Origin of the sequence: Flavobacterium sp. N502536, assembly GCF_025947345.1 — a bacterium.
Taxonomy (GTDB): domain Bacteria; phylum Bacteroidota; class Bacteroidia; order Flavobacteriales; family Flavobacteriaceae; genus Flavobacterium.
This window is the reverse complement of the sequence record NZ_CP110011.1, coordinates 3,621,975-3,637,872: the sequence shown is the minus strand read 5'-3', so window position 1 is coordinate 3,637,872 and position 15,898 is coordinate 3,621,975. Positions and strand designations below refer to the sequence as shown.

The following is a 15,898-nucleotide window of genomic DNA, read 5'->3' as shown; positions in this document are numbered from 1 at the left end:
TATACTAATTTTGTATGAAATAATTTAAAAATCAACAAAAATGGATTTAATGGGAATGATGGGTAAACTTAAAGAAACCCAACAAAAAATTGAAGATACAAAAAAGCGTTTAGACACCGTTTTGATTGATGAACAAAGCGCTGACGGATTATTAAAAGTAACATTAACCGCAAATAGAAAAGTAACATCAATCAGCATTGACGACTCTTTACTAGAAGATAAAGAACAACTGGAAGACTATCTTATTGTAACGTTAAATAAAGCAATAGAAAAAGCAACAAGCGTAAACGAAAGAGAACTGGATGCCGTTGCTAAAATGGATATGCCAATGATTCCAGGATGGATAATCTTTTTAAATAACGGAGGTTCTGAGGTTCTGAGGTTCTGAGGTTCTGAGGTTCTGAGGTTCTGAGGTTCTGAGGTTCTGAGGTTCTGAGGTTCTGAGGTTCTGAGGTTCTGAGGTTCTGAGGTTCTGAGGTTCTGAGGTTCAAAAAAAAGCTGTCCTAAAAGGACAGCTTTTTTTTACTTGTAGCATTTAGAATCAAGCCTTAGTATCTCAGAACCTTAGTACCTTAGCCCCTTTTTCGCTAAAACTTCTGCAACGTTTCAATCACATAAGTATGCATTACCTCTTTATAATCTAAATGCGTTACAATTCTAAGTTTATTATGTCCCATTGAGCTTATGAGGATATTTTTTTGTTTTAACTTTTCAATCAGCAACTGATCGCTGTATCCCTCTGCCAAAGAGAAAATCAAAATGTTCGTTTCCACGGCTCTATTGCTGATACCCAGGATTTCGTGCTTAAAACAGCGGCAATTTCCTTGGCTCTTCTGTGATCTTCTGCCAGTCGTTCGATATTATGTGCCAAAGCAAACAATCCCGCTGCGGCTAAATAACCTACCTGACGCATTCCACCACCTAGTATCTTCCTTATTCTCAACGCTCTACGGATATCTTCTTTGGTTCCAAGCAGCACAGAACCTATTGGAGCACCTAATCCTTTAGACAAACAAACCGAAATAGTATCGAAAATTGCTCCAAATTCTTTTGGGTTTTGTCTTTTTGCGACCAAGGCATTCCAAATCCTGGCTCCGTCTAAATGGAATTTCAGATTATTGGCATCGCAAACTTTTTTTATCTCTCTTAAATCTTCTAATTCATAACAAGCCCCACCTCCTTTATTAGTGGTATTCTCTACGCAAACCAAACTGGTTAATGGACTGTGATAAAACTCGGGATCATTGATTGCCGCAGCAACCTGACTCGCATTGATCATCCCGCGATGTCCGTCTAACAAACAACAGGAAACCCCGCTGTTAAACGAAACTCCTCCTCCTTCATAATGATAAACGTGGGCATATTTATCTGCGATCAATTGTTCTCCGGGTTGGGTGTGTAATTTAATTGCGGTTTGATTTGCCATAGTTCCAGACGGAAAAAAAAGCCCGGCTTCCATACCAAAAAACTCAGCTACTCTAGTCTCTAATTCGATAACTGTAGGATCCTGCCTGTATACGTCATCGCCAACATGAGCATTAAACATATACTGCAACATTTCATATGTTGGTTTAGTAATGGTATCGCTAATTAAATTTATTTCCATATTCTAAAAACTATATCTTATTTTTGTACAGCAAAATTACGTATTACTGTTAGTTAATTTTGGTAAGTTTCAGTAAATTTTAACTTCCCTATTACTACAGAACCAAATTAACGTAATATTTGTAAAAAACATATAAAACTACTATTAATTTATGACAACGACCGAACAAATAAAAGGTATTGTGGAGCGCCTTGGTGCGTTGAGGAGGTATCTTTGACGTTGATGCCAAGCTAATCGAAATTGCAAACGAAGAAGAAAAGACCTTTGCGCCTGATTTCTGGAACAATGCAAAAGAAGCCGAAGCTATTGTAAAAAACCTTCGAAACAAGAAAAAATGGATCGAAGACTACAACAAAGCAATCGAACTGACAGATGAATTGCAACTGGCGTATGATTTTTACAAAGAAGGCGAGCTTTCTGCAGAAGAATTAGACGAACATTACAACACCACTCAGGCACATATTGAAAACATTGAGTTTAAAAACATGCTTTCAGATGAAGGCGACAGTTTAAGCGCCGTAGTGCAAATTACAGCCGGAGCAGGTGGAACTGAAAGTTGCGACTGGGCCGGAATGCTGATGCGAATGTACATGATGTGGGGAGAAAGTTACGGTTACAAAATAAAAGAACTGAACTTTCAGGCTGGCGAGGTTGCCGGAATCAAAACCGTTACCTTAGAATTTGAAGGCGATTATTCTTTTGGATATTTAAAAGGAGAAAACGGAGTACATCGTTTAGTCCGAATCTCGCCTTTTGACAGTAATGCCAAACGCCACACCTCATTTGCCTCTGTTTATGTGTATCCATTGGTAGACGACAGTATCGAGATTGACATCAATCCTGCCGATATCGAAATTACCACTTCACGTTCAAGTGGTGCCGGAGGGCAAAACGTAAATAAAGTTGAAACCAAAGTACAATTGGTGCACAAGCCAACCGGAATTCAGATTCAATGTTCCGAAACGCGGTCTCAGCAAGACAACCGACAACGTGCTATGCAAATGTTACGTTCGCAGTTGTACGAAATCGAGCTGAAAAAACAGCAGGCTCAACGTGCCGATATCGAAGCCGGAAAAATGAAAATCGAATGGGGTTCGCAAATACGCAACTATGTAATGCAACCTTATAAACTGGTAAAAGACGTTCGTACAGGCTATGAAACCAGTGACGTTGACGGCGTAATGAACGGTAACATCGATCCGTTCCTGAAAGCATTTCTAATGATGATGGGACAGAAAGAGGAAGAGTAATTTTTTATTAGTTTGCAGTCACAGTTCTCAGTCGCAGTAAACTGAATGCTTAGTTTTCAGTCACAGTATACAGTCGCAGTAAACTGAATACTGAGACTGAGACTGAGACTGAAAACTGAGACTGAGACTGAGAACCGAAAACTTAAAAAAACAGTTATGATAAAATGGGCAGATGTAATTCGTTTTACCAATAAAGGAAATCCGATCCCGGAAAAGCGAATAGAAAAAACAGAAGAAGAATGGAAACAGCTTTTAACACCGGAAGAATTTCAGGTAACTCGATTGAAAGGCACTGAAAGATCTTTCAGTTCTGAGCTCTGCAGTTTGTTTGATCCCGGAATCTATGAGTGTAAATGCTGCGGAACTTTGCTTTTTGATGCTTCCGAGAAATTTGAATCCGGAACAGGCTGGCCCTCCTTTACACAACCTTTAAAAGAAAATGCAATTGGATACCATGCCGACAAATCGTACGGAATGATCCGCGTTGAAGTAGTCTGTAATACCTGTGATGCACATTTAGGGCACGTCTTTCCTGATGGTCCGGAACCCAGCGGTTTGCGCTATTGCATTAACGCCATTTCTCTTTCTAAAATAAAAGATTAAAAAAATAAAAATCGATTCCTTTCAACAAAGCGAATCGATTTTTTTTTACCTCATGCATTTTTTTTAAAAGATTTATATTATATTTGTAAACCACTACTTACCAATAATTTACTATTATTTTTAAGTTCCAAATTCAAATCGAATCCCTCTACATTCGTATCAAAAAACCAGCAGTACTACCTTAACACAAACTAAAAGACCATTAACAGATCGTCTGTTAAAATGTTAATATTGTAATATTTAAGCTATTATTTTAAACATATTTCAATAAACCCAAAAATAATATTAGGTAATTAAAATCTAATTGATTTTATTTGGGAAAAATTAACCCTATAATCTATTACATTCATTAAATGAAATCCTATTCAATTCAAGAAATTAACGAAGTAATCAATGGCGTAATCTACGGCACTACTTCGCAAAGCATTACAGCCACAGAGCAACTAGAAAAAGCGACAACTTCAGAAATTTCGTTTATAGGAAACAAAAAATATGAAAAATACTGGTCAACTTCAAATGCATCGATTGCAGTAGTTAACGAAGATATTTCAATAGAGCCAGGGGAAAATCGTGCCTTCATCAAAGTAAAGAATGCCGATTTAGCCATGTCACAAATTTTAGCCCTTTTTGCCCCACCTACCCCAATATTTCACACTAATATTCACAAAACCGCTACTGTCGATGAAACCGCCATTATTGGTGAAGGCGCAAAAATTGGTGCCGGTTGCTACATTGGTCCAAAAGTAACCATTGGTGCTCATGCCACTATTTATCCAAACGTGACCATTCTTGACGAATCGACTGTTGGAAAAAACACTATTATCTGGTCAGGGACAGTGGTACGTGAGCGTTGTCATATTGGTAACGATTGCATCATTCATCCTAATGCAACAATTGGTGCAGACGGTTTTGGATTCCGTCCCTGCAATGAAAAAGGACTGGTAAAAATTCCGCAAATCGGAAATGTAATTATCGGAAACTGCGTTGAAATTGGTGCCAATACCTGCGTAGACCGTGGGAAATTCAGCTCGACTATTGTGGGAGACGGCTGTAAAATTGACAACTTAGTACAAATCGGACATAATAGTAAATTAGGTAAATTTTGTATCATGGCTGGAAACAGTGGTCTTGCCGGTTCTGTAACTTTAGGAAACGGTGTTATCATTGGAGGAAGTGCTTCTATAAAAGACCACACCACTATTGGCGATGGTGCCGTAGTTGGAGCAGGTTCGGGAGTTATCTGTGATGTTGCTGCCGGAAAAACCATGTTAGGCTATCCTGCTGTAGAAGCTCGTGACGCTTTAAAACAATGGGCCATTCTAAAACGAATGGTTGGCGATTCTAAAAAATAAACCAAACAATATATGATAAAAAACCAGAAGACAGCTTCTGGTTTTTTTATGCACGCTTCTTAAATACACCTTTTATTTCTTCTAAAAAGGCACTTAAATATGGAATAACAGCACCTCAATTTTATTTCATATCCGCATGATATTTATTATGTGGGTTTCAATTGATTTTGTAAATTAGCCAACACTATTTTGTTAAAACATTAAAATATTATGGATTTAAACTTCAATAAAAACGAAGATCACAATAAATTACTACTTTCTGAATTAAAACACAAATTTGCCAAAGTAAAATTGGGCGGAGGCGAAAAACGCATTGAAAAGCTACATGCCGAAGGTAAAATGACCGCACGTGAACGTATTGACTACCTGCTGGATGAAAATTCGAAAAGCATTGAGATTGGAGGTTTCGTTGGAGAAGGAATGTATGCGGAACATGGTGGCTGTCCGTCTGGAGGAGTTGTCATTAAAATAGGATACATCAGAGGAAAACAATGCATTGTGGTAGCCAATGATGCTACTGTAAAAGCCGGTGCCTGGTTTCCTATTACCGGGAAGAAAAACCTGCGTGCACAGGAAATTGCCATGGAAAACAGATTACCCATCATTTATTTAGTAGACAGTGCCGGTGTTTATTTACCGCTTCAGGATGAAATTTTCCCGGACAAAGAACACTTCGGAAGAATTTTTAGAAACAATGCCCAAATGAGCAGCATGGGAATCACTCAAATTGCTGCCGTAATGGGAAGCTGTGTTGCCGGAGGTGCCTACCTGCCTATCATGAGTGACGAGGCTTTAATTGTGGACAAAACCGGAAGTATTTTCCTTGCAGGAAGTTATTTGGTTAAAGCTGCAATTGGAGAAACCATCGACAATGAAACTCTGGGTGGTGCCACAACACACTGCGAAATCTCAGGTGTTACCGATTACAAAGCCAAAGACGATAAAGATGCCCTTGAAAAAATAAAAAACATCGTAGATAAAATTGGCGATTTTGACAAAGCTGGTTACAGCCGTATCAAAGCCGAAAAACCTGCCTTGGAACCTAAAGATATCTACGGAATTTTGCCAAAAGCAAGAAACGAGCAATACGATATGATGGAGATCATCAATCGTTTGGTTGACAATTCAGAATTTGAAGCTTACAAAGAAGGTTACGGTCAGTCGCTGATCACGGGATATGCCCGAATTGACGGTTGGGCCGTTGGAATTGTAGCCAACCAGAGAAAAGTAGTAAAAACGAAGAAAGGAGAAATGCAGTTTGGAGGCGTAATTTACTCGGATAGTGCTGATAAAGCCACTCGTTTTATTGCCAATTGCAATCAGAAAAAAATACCTTTAGTCTTTTTACAGGATGTTACCGGTTTTATGGTAGGATCAAAGTCAGAACATGGCGGAATCATCAAAGACGGTGCTAAAATGGTGAATGCAGTAAGTAATTCGGTTGTTCCTAAATTTACTGTCATTGTTGGAAACTCTTACGGAGCCGGAAACTACGCAATGTGTGGAAAAGCTTATGATCCGAGATTAATTTTTGCCTGGCCAAGTGCAGAACTTGCCGTTATGGGTGGAACTCAGGCTGCAAAAGTGCTTGCTCAAATCGAAGCTTCTTCGCTAAAAGCAAAAGGAGAAATCGTAGACGAAGAAAAGGAAACCGAATTGTTTAACAAAATAAAAGCGCGTTACGACGCACAAACTTCTCCGTATTATGCGGCTTCAAGGTTGTGGACTGATGCTATCATTGACCCATTAGACACCCGTACCTGGATTTCTATGGGAATTGAAGCGGCCAACCACGCTCCGATTCAAAAACCATTCAATTTAGGAGTGATACAGGTTTAGATTTTCAATCATTCTTATAAATACGTTAAATTAAAAGTAAAAAACTTATTTTCAGTTACTTAAAAATAAATATATCATTAAAAATCAGTAACTTTAGTGGGTAATTTTTAATCACGTAGTATCATGGAAAATGTAAAAAGTTTAAATAAATGGGCGAATTCGCACACTTATTTACCTGTAGATTTAGTACGTATTGTATTGGGGATTTTTTTATTTATGAAAGGAGTTTCATTTGTAACGAATGTTCAATATCTGCATGATTTAATTTCTCCCATTGACAAGTTTGGTGGCGGAATGTTTTTATTACATTATATAGCACCAGCCCATATGATTGGTGGTATCATGATTGTTTTTGGGTTACTCACCCGTTGGGCAATAGCTGCTCAGTTGCCCATCCTTTTTGGGGCCATTCTGATTAATTTTATGGGACACATGCATTCCGAAAGCTTAATTCTTGCTATTGTAGTTTTGCTGGTTTGTGTATTCTTTTTATTCTACGGAAGCGGAAAACACTCAGCTGATTATTATTTCAAAATGCAACAATAACTTTGTTTTATCCTCAACTGCACCAATTAAATGTTGAGGATAAAATAATTAGTCCTTTTTTAAAGTTAATTAATCCTTTAAAATTTCTTTAATTGTCTTTTAAGAGTTAAATTCGCGACCATGAATTGGATTCGTAAGGCCATTATATTTGCATCACTTTTGATCATCGCATTTTTTGCTGCTCAGGCAAACGAATCTGCTATTGAAAAAACGGAAAGCAAAAAAGCGGATACTACGTTTTCTATCGACTATACCGATTCTTTGGCTTTTATACAGCCACAAACGGGTTACAATCTGGTCGGAAATATAAAAACCAATCATCCCGCCTTACTTAAGTGGTTTGACTCTTTATTGGTTGCTATTCCACAGCATCAGGCTGTACATGCAGCTTCAAACTTTGCCAATCAATTCAATACCCAGAGCAAAAAGGTTCTTTTAATGCTCTATCCCTTCCATTTTTTCTGGTAGATTACTTTATGAAATTCTGGCGGAGAAGACTTTTCTTTTCCAAAACCATAAGCCGTTTTCATCCTGAAAGCAGCTTACTATTTCATACTAATTTATCAAATTTTACATCAAAAATGGAAACGAGTGTAACCATAATTGGTATTGTGATCGCCATCATAGTAGCCATTCCTATTTATTTTTCAGCCAGATCAAGCGCTGCAAGCAAAACAAAAATCTTAAACATAAAAAAGAAATTCAATCCAACTCATCCGGAAGACTTTGATCTGACAGAATCTCAAAGCAATAAAACGCTGACGATCGATCAGAAAAACAGAAAATTTATCCTGATGAACTTCAATCCAAATCAGGAAGAATCTACTTACGTTGATCTAAGAAGTGTCTCTTCCTGTAAACTAGTACTGACTACCGACGGAAACTCAGACACTATACTAAAAATTGATTTTGAATTTCTGGACAGAGAAACTTCTAAAAAAATTACAATCGCATTCTATGATTTCGACGATGACCGCATCAAACAAATAAGCGCTTATCAGGATCATATGTTTGCCAAAAAATGGCTTAAAATCATTCAGGATTCTATTTAATGTTAGTTAATTAATTCACTAAAAGAGGCTCAAAATGGGCTACAGTCTGAACACAAATTCCACGAATTTGCACAAATTTTAATACGTTAACCTTGTTTGTAAAATGAATTCCACAAACAAATTGGTGATAATCCGTGCAATTTGTGTTACTTTTTATACTTGTGTTCTTACTGTAGCTCAAAATGGGTCTCTTTTTTTATATATGATATTTGTCATTTTATTTTTGGTGTCGGTATTCTAATTTTGAGTATCCAAAAATCCTTTTTTATGAAAATTTCACTGACACAGAAATACAATGTTCCCGGTCCGCGTTATACCAGTTATCCAACCGTTCCTTATTGGAATGAAAGTAATTTTAACGAGCAAAAATGGGTGACAACATTACAAAGGGCTTTTGCAGAAAGCAATTCACAAAACGGAATCAGTTTATACATTCACTTACCCTTTTGTGAAAGCTTGTGCACTTTTTGCGGATGCAACAAACGAATTACAAAAAATCACGCTGTGGAAGAAACTTATATTAAAGCGCTTTTAAAAGAATGGAGCCTTTATTGTACTTTACTTCCGGAAAAGCCAATTATAAAAGAGATTCACTTAGGAGGAGGAACTCCAACCTTTTTCTCCAAAAACAACCTGGAACAACTCATTAATGGTATTTTCAATAGTGCTCAAAAAGCCGAAAATCATGAGTTTAGTTTTGAAGGCCATCCTAACAATACCACCTACGAACAGCTTAAAAAATTATACGATTTAGGTTTTCGCAGGGTTAGTTTTGGCGTTCAGGATTATGCAGCGAAAGTTCAAAAGGCGATTCATCGCATTCAGCCTTTTCACAATGTTGCCAAAGTTACCTTGTGGGCAAAAGAGATAGGTTATACTTCTATTGGCCACGATATTATATTTGGCCTGCCCTTTCAGACTGTCGAAAATATTATTGATACGGTTGAGAAAACAAACTCGTTAAAACCGGATCGCTTGGCCTTTTACAGTTATGCACACGTGCCCTGGATCAAAGGAAATGGTCAACGTGGATTTAATGATGAAAACATTCCAAAGGATGCCGAAAAAAGAAAACTATATGAGGTGGGCAAACAATTGCTTGCTCAAAATGGTTATCATGAAATTGGTATGGATCATTTTGCTTTTGCAACGGATAGTTTGTACAAAGCAGCTCAAAATAAAGAATTGCATCGAAACTTTATGGGCTACAGTGCTTCAAAAACACAGTTGATGATAGGTCTGGGTGTTTCGTCTATTAGTGACAGCTGGTATAGCTTTGCTCAAAACACCAAAACCCTGGAAGAGTATTATCAATTGTTGGAATGCGGCAAATTACCGGTGGTAAAAGGTCACATACTGGATGATGAAGATTTAATAATTCGAAAACACATTTTAAATTTAACCTGCGAATTTGAAACTTCATGGGCTGATGCCTCTTTATATTTTAAAGAAATCCCAACTGTTTTATCGGATTTAAAAGAAATGGAAAGCGATGCATTACTTGTAATTGAAGAAAACAAAATTAGCATTACCGAAGCTGGCCGACCTTTTGTTCGTAATATCTGTATGGCTTTTGATTTGCACTTAAAAAGAAAATCTCCCGAAACCAACCTGTTCTCTATGACTGTTTAATGACAGTTAGGAGTCGACTGAACAAACAAACTCATATTAGATGGGGAAATATAAGGAATCCCCAAACCTAAGCCTCTAAGGATAAATAAAACACCAATGACCACAGCAACATAAGGGATTGCTTTTTGTATTTTATTTCTAAAAGGAAGTTTGATCAACGAATTTACATATACTACAAGGGTCATAAGCGGTACAGTGCCCAATCCAAACAGCAGCATATACAGCACTCCCAAACTGGCGCTTTGCATGGCAATAGCACCAAATAAGGCTACATAAACCATTCCGCAAGGCAGAAAGCCATTCAACAATCCGATCGTAAAAAGAGATTTATAGCTACGGTCTTTAAATTGATTGCCTAAGCTCGATTTTATCCTGGAGATTACTTTATAGACTGGTTTAGAAAAGTTGTATTTGGAGAAGATTTTCTCCGGAACCAAAACAACGACTATCATTGCGAGACCAATAAAAATGGACATTTTTTGCTGAAGTCCGGCCAAAAAGAATCCTCTTCCCAACAATCCAAAAATCAGTCCGATGGTGGCGTAAGCGGTTAATCGTCCTAAATGATAGGTAATCATCTGAGTTACCTTTTTAGCTTCATTCTGGCGGTCTACAGGCAACATCATGGCAATTGGACCACACATTCCGATACAATGTAAGCTGCTGATTAATCCAAATATGAAAGCGGAGTACAACATTTTTTTTTATTTTTTTTACTACAGATTAGATCCTTAATAAGGATTAAAAAACAATGACTTGTCAATTGAAAAATTCTTCTTTTGACAAGTCATTTTATACTATTAGTTTACATAGATTACCTCTTTTGACAGGTATTTTTTGCCATCGTACTGCCATTCCATGTTAACGTCCCAGCGCCCTTTTACCAGTTTGTTTTTTGGAATCAACAAGGCTGAGTTGGTTAAAGCAATTCGGGTATTAAAATCAAACTTTTTATTTGACGGGCGGTACAATAAGATGTTCCCTTTGACTTTATCATTTTCAAAAGTGGCAGGAAAGACAATTTCAACTCCATCTTTGTGATAGGCAATTGAAGGTTTTTGCTGTAAATCCTGAGCATTCTGAACACGTGCCATTTCTTCCTGAAAATGTGAATCGTGCTTGTAATATTCTTCTACAACCAAATCGTTGTCGTATTTACTGTTGGATTGTACTTCAAAAACAAAATATAAAATAAAAGTCATAAACAATGCAAATGCAATGACAATCCCGGTTCCCCAATTTATTTTCATAATCGTATTTTTTAATTAAAACTTCGCGGTCCTAAAAAGTTAGTGGTGGTGGTTTCCAACAATTCTTTGCCATTGTAAACCCCAATTTTCACTTTTGTTTTATCGCTTTCCAAAAGCACTTCGTCTATTTCTATAAATAATGTTCCTTGCGAAATGCCTTCTTTAGCTACTTTAAAATGTGTTTTTCCAACCTTTTTAATCTCCCCTTTCTGATCGATGAGCTCAAAATGAATATCGTTATAATCTTTTACTGTTTTATTGACAATTTTATAGGTATACACATTACTGATTTTGTCTCCTTTATGCTGAAACAACTGTCCCGGTAAACGCAGAATAACAGCCTGCAGATCGGTTCTTAAAAACAGCATTCCGACAAACACACTCAGCAAGATGAATAAAACGGCGGTATAACCTTTCATTCTTGTGGTGAATTTAAAAGGTGCTTTTTTCTCAATTTCATCTTCAGATGCATAACGAATCAGTCCTTTAGGCAAACCAACGTTTTCCATAATAGTGTCACATTCATCGATACAGGCTGTACAGTTGGTACATTCCAGCTGAGTTCCGTTTCTAATGTCGATACCCATCGGGCAAACGTGTACACATTGGTGACAGTCGATGCAATCTCCTTTTCCGGTTAAGGCTCTGTCTTCTTTTTTATTGAATTTAGCACGGCCTTCCTCCTTCTCTCCACGTACAAAATCATACGCCACATTGATCGATTTATTGTCCAGAAGTACCCCTTGCAGTCGCCCATACGGACAGGCAATGATACAAACCTGCTCCCGAAACCAAACAAATACAAAATAGAAGACTCCTGTAAAAATAAGCAATGCTATAAAATTACTGGCCTGCTGAATTGGTCCTTGTTCAACCATTAAAAAAAGTTCATCGCTACCAACGAGATAGGCTAAAAACACATTGGCAATTCCAAAAGAGATCAGAAAAAAGATGGTCCATTTGGTTCCTCTTTTTCGAATTTTCTCGGCGTTCCATTCCTGTTTTGCCAATCGCATTTGTGCACCACGGTCTCCATCGATCCAGTATTCAATTCGTCTGAAAACCATCTCCAGAAAAATGGTCTGCGGACAAATCCATCCGCAAAATATTCTTCCAAAAACCACTGTAAACAAGATGATGAATACAATTCCGACGAGCATTGAGATCACAAAGAGATAAAAATCCTGAGGCCAAAATGGAAATCCGAAAATATTAAAACGTCGTTCGATGACATTGAACATCATGAATTGGTTTCCATTTATTTTGATAAACGGATTCGCAATTAAAATGACCAGCAAAATATAACTGACTATTTTCCGGTATTCGTAAAATTTACCAGACGGTTTTTTAGGAAAAATAAATTTTCTCTTGCCGCCCTCATCAATAGTTCCAATGGTATCTCTAAAAGCTTCGTCTGGTAAATTTGACATGGTATTATTTTTTAACTTCTGTACTATCTTTTGTTTTTTCTGCTGTATCGCCCTTTTTAGGAGCACTTTTATCTACCCAAACCTCACCTTCCGGTTCTTTTGGATCTTTAGGGTTACTACCTTGTAAAGACAAGATGTAACTTGCTACTTTTTGAATTTCTTTAGGTTTCATACCGTTGGTTTTCCAGGAAACCATTCCCTTTCCGTCACGTCCCCCATTGGTAATGGTGTGGAAAATCTCTTTAATACCACCTCCTAAAATCCAATGGTCGTCGGTCAGGTTGGGTCCAATTTGTCCTCCACCGTCTGCTCTGTGGCAAGCTGCGCAATTGGTCATAAAGATTTCTTTACCGGCAGCTAAACTTGCATCATCTGTCAACAATACTACTGTTTTTTCGTCCATCAAATCCGGGGCTGTTTTCAGGTATTCTTCTACATCTATTTTGGCCTGAGCCATTTCTTTTTTCAGCTCCATTTCCTGATCATCAGCACCAAAAACATCGTAACGTGCTACATAGATTACACCAAAGGCAATACAGATATAAAACAGGTACACCCACCAAGGCGGTAAGTTATTATCCAACTCTTTAATACCGTCATAATCATGATCCATCAACAAGTCGCCTTCTTTTTCAATGGGCTCTGTTTTGGTAAGTTTATGCATCAGCTCTTTGTACCAGGTACTTTCTGTGAGGCTTAAACTCTTTTCATGCTCTAGTTTTGCTTTTTCTTCAGGCGACATCAATTGGTACATGACCCTATTAACAGCGCTCAGCGTTATTTCGATGGCAATCAGAATAAACAGAAAAACAAGCAGAAAAACAGAAACCATCGGATACTTAATAAAAGCTGGTTTGTCGCCCGAATCTATAAAGTACTCCATCAAAGCAAAGACAATGAAGAAAATCAATGGCACTCTTACATATACTGGGAAAAATCTTTTCATTTTTATTTATCTTTTGAAATTATAATAAGCCCTTCATTCAAAGGTATCGCACTCATTTCTTCAATTTTTTCTTTCTTATAGGAAAACACCCAGATTCCCAGGCCTACAAAGAAGAAAAAGAATATCAACAGAGAAAGTATCGGGTAAATCTCTATACCCGAAATGTTCTCCATATTGTGTTTTATTTGCTCAAACATAATGCTGTTATTTAGAAGGTTGCTTTACTTTAATATCCGTTCCAAGTCTTTGTATGTAAGCAATTAAAGCCACAATTTCTCTCTCATTCATCGGAACGAATTTTTCGCCTTTTGCAATTGCTTTTTTCTTACTGTCCTCATAACTTTTTACATAATCAGGATCATTCTCCAGGCTTTTTTCGATTTTCATGGCCTGTGCCTTTAATGTTTTAGGAGCATTTGCAATTTCTGCTTCGGTATAAGGAACTCCAAGTGACACCATAGCCTTCATTTTCTTCTGCGTCAGCGAAATGTCCATCGCTTCATTGTCAAACAGCCATTTGTAACCCGGCATGATTGAACCTGCTGAAGTACTTTGTGGATTCCACATATGATTAAAATGCCAGTTGTCATTATACTTCCCACCTACTCTTAACAAATCGGGACCTGTACGTTTTGATCCCCATAAAAATGGATGATCGTATACAAACTCTCCTGCTTTTGATTGCGGTCCGTAACGCTCTACTTCACTTCTGAACGGACGAACGGATTGTGAATGACATCCCACACAACCTTCTCTGATATACAAATCACGTCCTTCCAATTCTAAAGGGGTGTATGGTTTTACACTTGAAATCGTCGGAATATTCGATTTGACCATAATCGTAGGTACAATTTGAATGATACCTCCAATTAAAATAGCAATTGTTGCCAGAATGGTTAACTGAATTGGTTTTCTCTCCAACCAGGTATGGAATTTCTCTCCATTAAGTCTTCCACTGCTAATTCTTTGTAAAGCCGGAGCTTGTGCCAGTTCATCTTCAATGGTATTACCCGCTTTTACGGTCATAATAATATTGTAAACCAATGTCAGCATTCCTATTAAATACAAACTACCTCCAATGGCTCTCATCCAGTACATTGGCATAATAGCCGTAACGGTCTCAAGGAAGTTACCGTAAACTAAAGTTCCATCGGGATTAAATTGTTTCCACATAGAAGCTTGTTGAAAACCTGCTACATACAACGGAATGGTATAAACAATGATTCCTAAGGTGCCTATCCAGAAATGAAAGTTGGCTAATTTTTTAGAAAACAACTCCGATTTGGTCATACGGGGAATCAACCAGTAAATAATACCAAATGACATGAAACCATTCCAGGCTAAAGCTCCTACGTGTACGTGTGCAACGATCCAGTCTGTATAATGCGCGATAGCATTTACATTTTTAAGTGAAAGCATCGGTCCTTCAAAAGTGGCCATTCCGTAACCTGTAATAGCTACTACAAAGAATTTCAAAACCGGTTCTTCACGGACTTTATCCCACGCTCCTCTTAAAGTTAAAAGTCCGTTGATCATACCTCCCCAGGATGGTGCAATAAGCATTACTGAAAATGCAACTCCTAAATTCTGAGCCCAGTTTGGTAAAGCAGAATACAATAAGTGGTGCGGACCAGCCCAGATGTAAATAAAGATCAGGGACCAGAAGTGTATAATTGATAATCTATAAGAGTATACCGGACGATTGGCTACTTTTGGAACGAAGTAATACATTAATCCTAAAAAGGGTGTAGTAAGAAAAAATGCAACCGCATTGTGACCATACCACCATTGCACTAAAGCATCCTGAACCCCTGCGTAAACCGAGTAACTTTTTAAAGCCGAAACCGGAATCTCGATATTATTGAAAATGTGCAGTACCGCAACGGTAACAAATGTTGCCAGATAAAACCAAATGGCTACATACAAATGACGTTCTCTACGACGCAGCATGGTACCAATCATATTGATCCCCATTACGACCCAGATAAGCGCAATGGCAATATCAATTGGCCATTCCAGCTCCGCATACTCCTTTGAAGAAGTATACCCTAAGGGCAATGTAATAGCCGCCGCCACAATAATAAGTTGCCAACCCCAAAAATGTAAATTACTCAAAAAGTCACTGAACATTCTGGCTTTTAACAAACGCTGCAAGGAATAATACATTCCGGCAAAAAAGGCATTTCCAACGAAGGCAAAAATAACCGCATTGGTGTGTAAAGGTCGTAATCGACCATAACTAAGCCAGGAGATCCCATCTGTAATGTTGGGAAAAAGGTACATTACCGCTAAGGTAAGCCCCACTAACATCCCCACTACCCCAAATAAGATAGTGGCGTAAATGAATTTTTTAACAATTTTGTTGTCGTAATAAAACTGTTCCATTTCCATA

The 15,898-nt window shown here is 37.7% G+C and carries 14 protein-coding genes and 2 pseudogenes; 9 read left to right on the top strand and 7 right to left on the bottom strand.

The genetic code is table 11. The features are described 5' to 3' along the window. Window positions 1-40 precede the first annotated feature (40 nt). Window positions 41-360 (top strand): annotated as a pseudogene (locus OLM61_RS15395) (YbaB/EbfC family nucleoid-associated protein). Window positions 361-587: 227 nt separating this feature from the next. Here OLM61_RS15395 and OLM61_RS15390 read toward each other — a convergent pair. Further along, window positions 588-1,606, bottom strand: a pseudogene (locus OLM61_RS15390) (threonine aldolase family protein). Window positions 1,607-1,757: 151 nt separating this feature from the next. On the opposite strand from OLM61_RS15390, the gene prfB reads away from it, so the two are divergent. The 8 genes from prfB to hemN all read left to right on the top strand — a co-directional run bounded on the left by prfB (window position 1,758) and on the right by hemN (window position 9,880). Then, window positions 1,758-2,856, top strand: a protein-coding gene (prfB, locus tag OLM61_RS15385; RefSeq protein ID WP_173966704.1) for a peptide chain release factor 2 whose coding sequence is annotated in 2 segments (ribosomal slippage) — window positions 1,758-1,820 and window positions 1,822-2,856 — 1,098 coding nt in all. Because the reading frame shifts where the segments join, the coding sequence is not laid out codon by codon here. Window positions 2,857-3,012: 156 nt separating this feature from the next. Continuing rightward, entirely contained in the window at window positions 3,013-3,459 is a 447-nt protein-coding gene (msrB, locus tag OLM61_RS15380) for a peptide-methionine (R)-S-oxide reductase MsrB (RefSeq protein ID WP_264523510.1), read from the top strand. Window positions 3,460-3,812: 353 nt separating this feature from the next. Beyond that, entirely contained in the window at window positions 3,813-4,811 is a 999-nt protein-coding gene (gene lpxD, locus OLM61_RS15375) for a UDP-3-O-(3-hydroxymyristoyl)glucosamine N-acyltransferase (RefSeq protein WP_264523509.1), read from the top strand. Window positions 4,812-5,021: 210 nt separating this feature from the next. Then, on the top strand, window positions 5,022-6,650 hold the full coding sequence (locus tag OLM61_RS15370) for an acyl-CoA carboxylase subunit beta (protein WP_264523508.1): 1,629 nt from the start codon (window positions 5,022-5,024) through the stop codon (window positions 6,648-6,650). A 123-nt stretch (window positions 6,651-6,773) separates the two neighbouring features. Further along, the gene (locus OLM61_RS15365) at window positions 6,774-7,196 is read left to right on the top strand and encodes a DoxX family protein (protein ID WP_264523507.1); all 423 of its coding nucleotides are present in this window, start codon (window positions 6,774-6,776) and stop codon (window positions 7,194-7,196) included. A gap of 120 nt (window positions 7,197-7,316) precedes the next feature. Beyond that, window positions 7,317-7,664: a hypothetical protein gene (locus OLM61_RS15360; RefSeq protein WP_264523506.1), complete on the top strand. Its 348-nt coding sequence runs from the start codon at window positions 7,317-7,319 to the stop codon at window positions 7,662-7,664. A gap of 113 nt (window positions 7,665-7,777) precedes the next feature. Continuing rightward, a complete protein-coding gene (locus tag OLM61_RS15355; protein WP_264523505.1) occupies window positions 7,778-8,248 on the top strand; it encodes a hypothetical protein in 471 nt (156 codons plus the stop codon). 267 nt (window positions 8,249-8,515) lie between these two features. Beyond that, the gene (hemN, locus tag OLM61_RS15350) at window positions 8,516-9,880 is read left to right on the top strand and encodes an oxygen-independent coproporphyrinogen III oxidase (protein WP_264523504.1); all 1,365 of its coding nucleotides are present in this window, start codon (window positions 8,516-8,518) and stop codon (window positions 9,878-9,880) included. Here hemN and OLM61_RS15345 read toward each other — a convergent pair. From OLM61_RS15345 to ccoN, 6 genes are all read right to left on the bottom strand, one after another. Beyond that, window positions 9,877-10,578 (bottom strand): sulfite exporter TauE/SafE family protein, encoded by a 702-nt coding sequence (locus OLM61_RS15345; protein WP_264523503.1) that lies wholly within the window; start codon window positions 10,576-10,578, stop codon window positions 9,877-9,879. The two genes, hemN and OLM61_RS15345, sit on opposite strands and share 4 nt — an antisense overlap. A 102-nt stretch (window positions 10,579-10,680) precedes the next feature. Next, window positions 10,681-11,130: a FixH family protein gene (locus OLM61_RS15340; protein ID WP_264523502.1), complete on the bottom strand. Its 450-nt coding sequence runs from the start codon at window positions 11,128-11,130 to the stop codon at window positions 10,681-10,683. Window positions 11,131-11,141: 11 nt separating this feature from the next. Then, entirely contained in the window at window positions 11,142-12,560 is a 1,419-nt protein-coding gene (ccoG, locus tag OLM61_RS15335) for a cytochrome c oxidase accessory protein CcoG (protein ID WP_264523501.1), read from the bottom strand. 4 nt (window positions 12,561-12,564) lie between these two features. Next, entirely contained in the window at window positions 12,565-13,506 is a 942-nt protein-coding gene (locus OLM61_RS15330) for a cbb3-type cytochrome c oxidase N-terminal domain-containing protein (RefSeq protein ID WP_264523500.1), read from the bottom strand. 2 nt (window positions 13,507-13,508) lie between these two features. Then, window positions 13,509-13,703 (bottom strand): CcoQ/FixQ family Cbb3-type cytochrome c oxidase assembly chaperone, encoded by a 195-nt coding sequence (locus OLM61_RS15325; protein ID WP_264523499.1) that lies wholly within the window; start codon window positions 13,701-13,703, stop codon window positions 13,509-13,511. Window positions 13,704-13,710: 7 nt separating this feature from the next. After that, complete coding sequence (gene ccoN, locus OLM61_RS15320) at window positions 13,711-15,897, bottom strand: cytochrome-c oxidase, cbb3-type subunit I (protein WP_264523498.1); 2,187 nt, start codon at window positions 15,895-15,897, stop codon at window positions 13,711-13,713. Window position 15,898 lies beyond the last annotated feature (1 nt).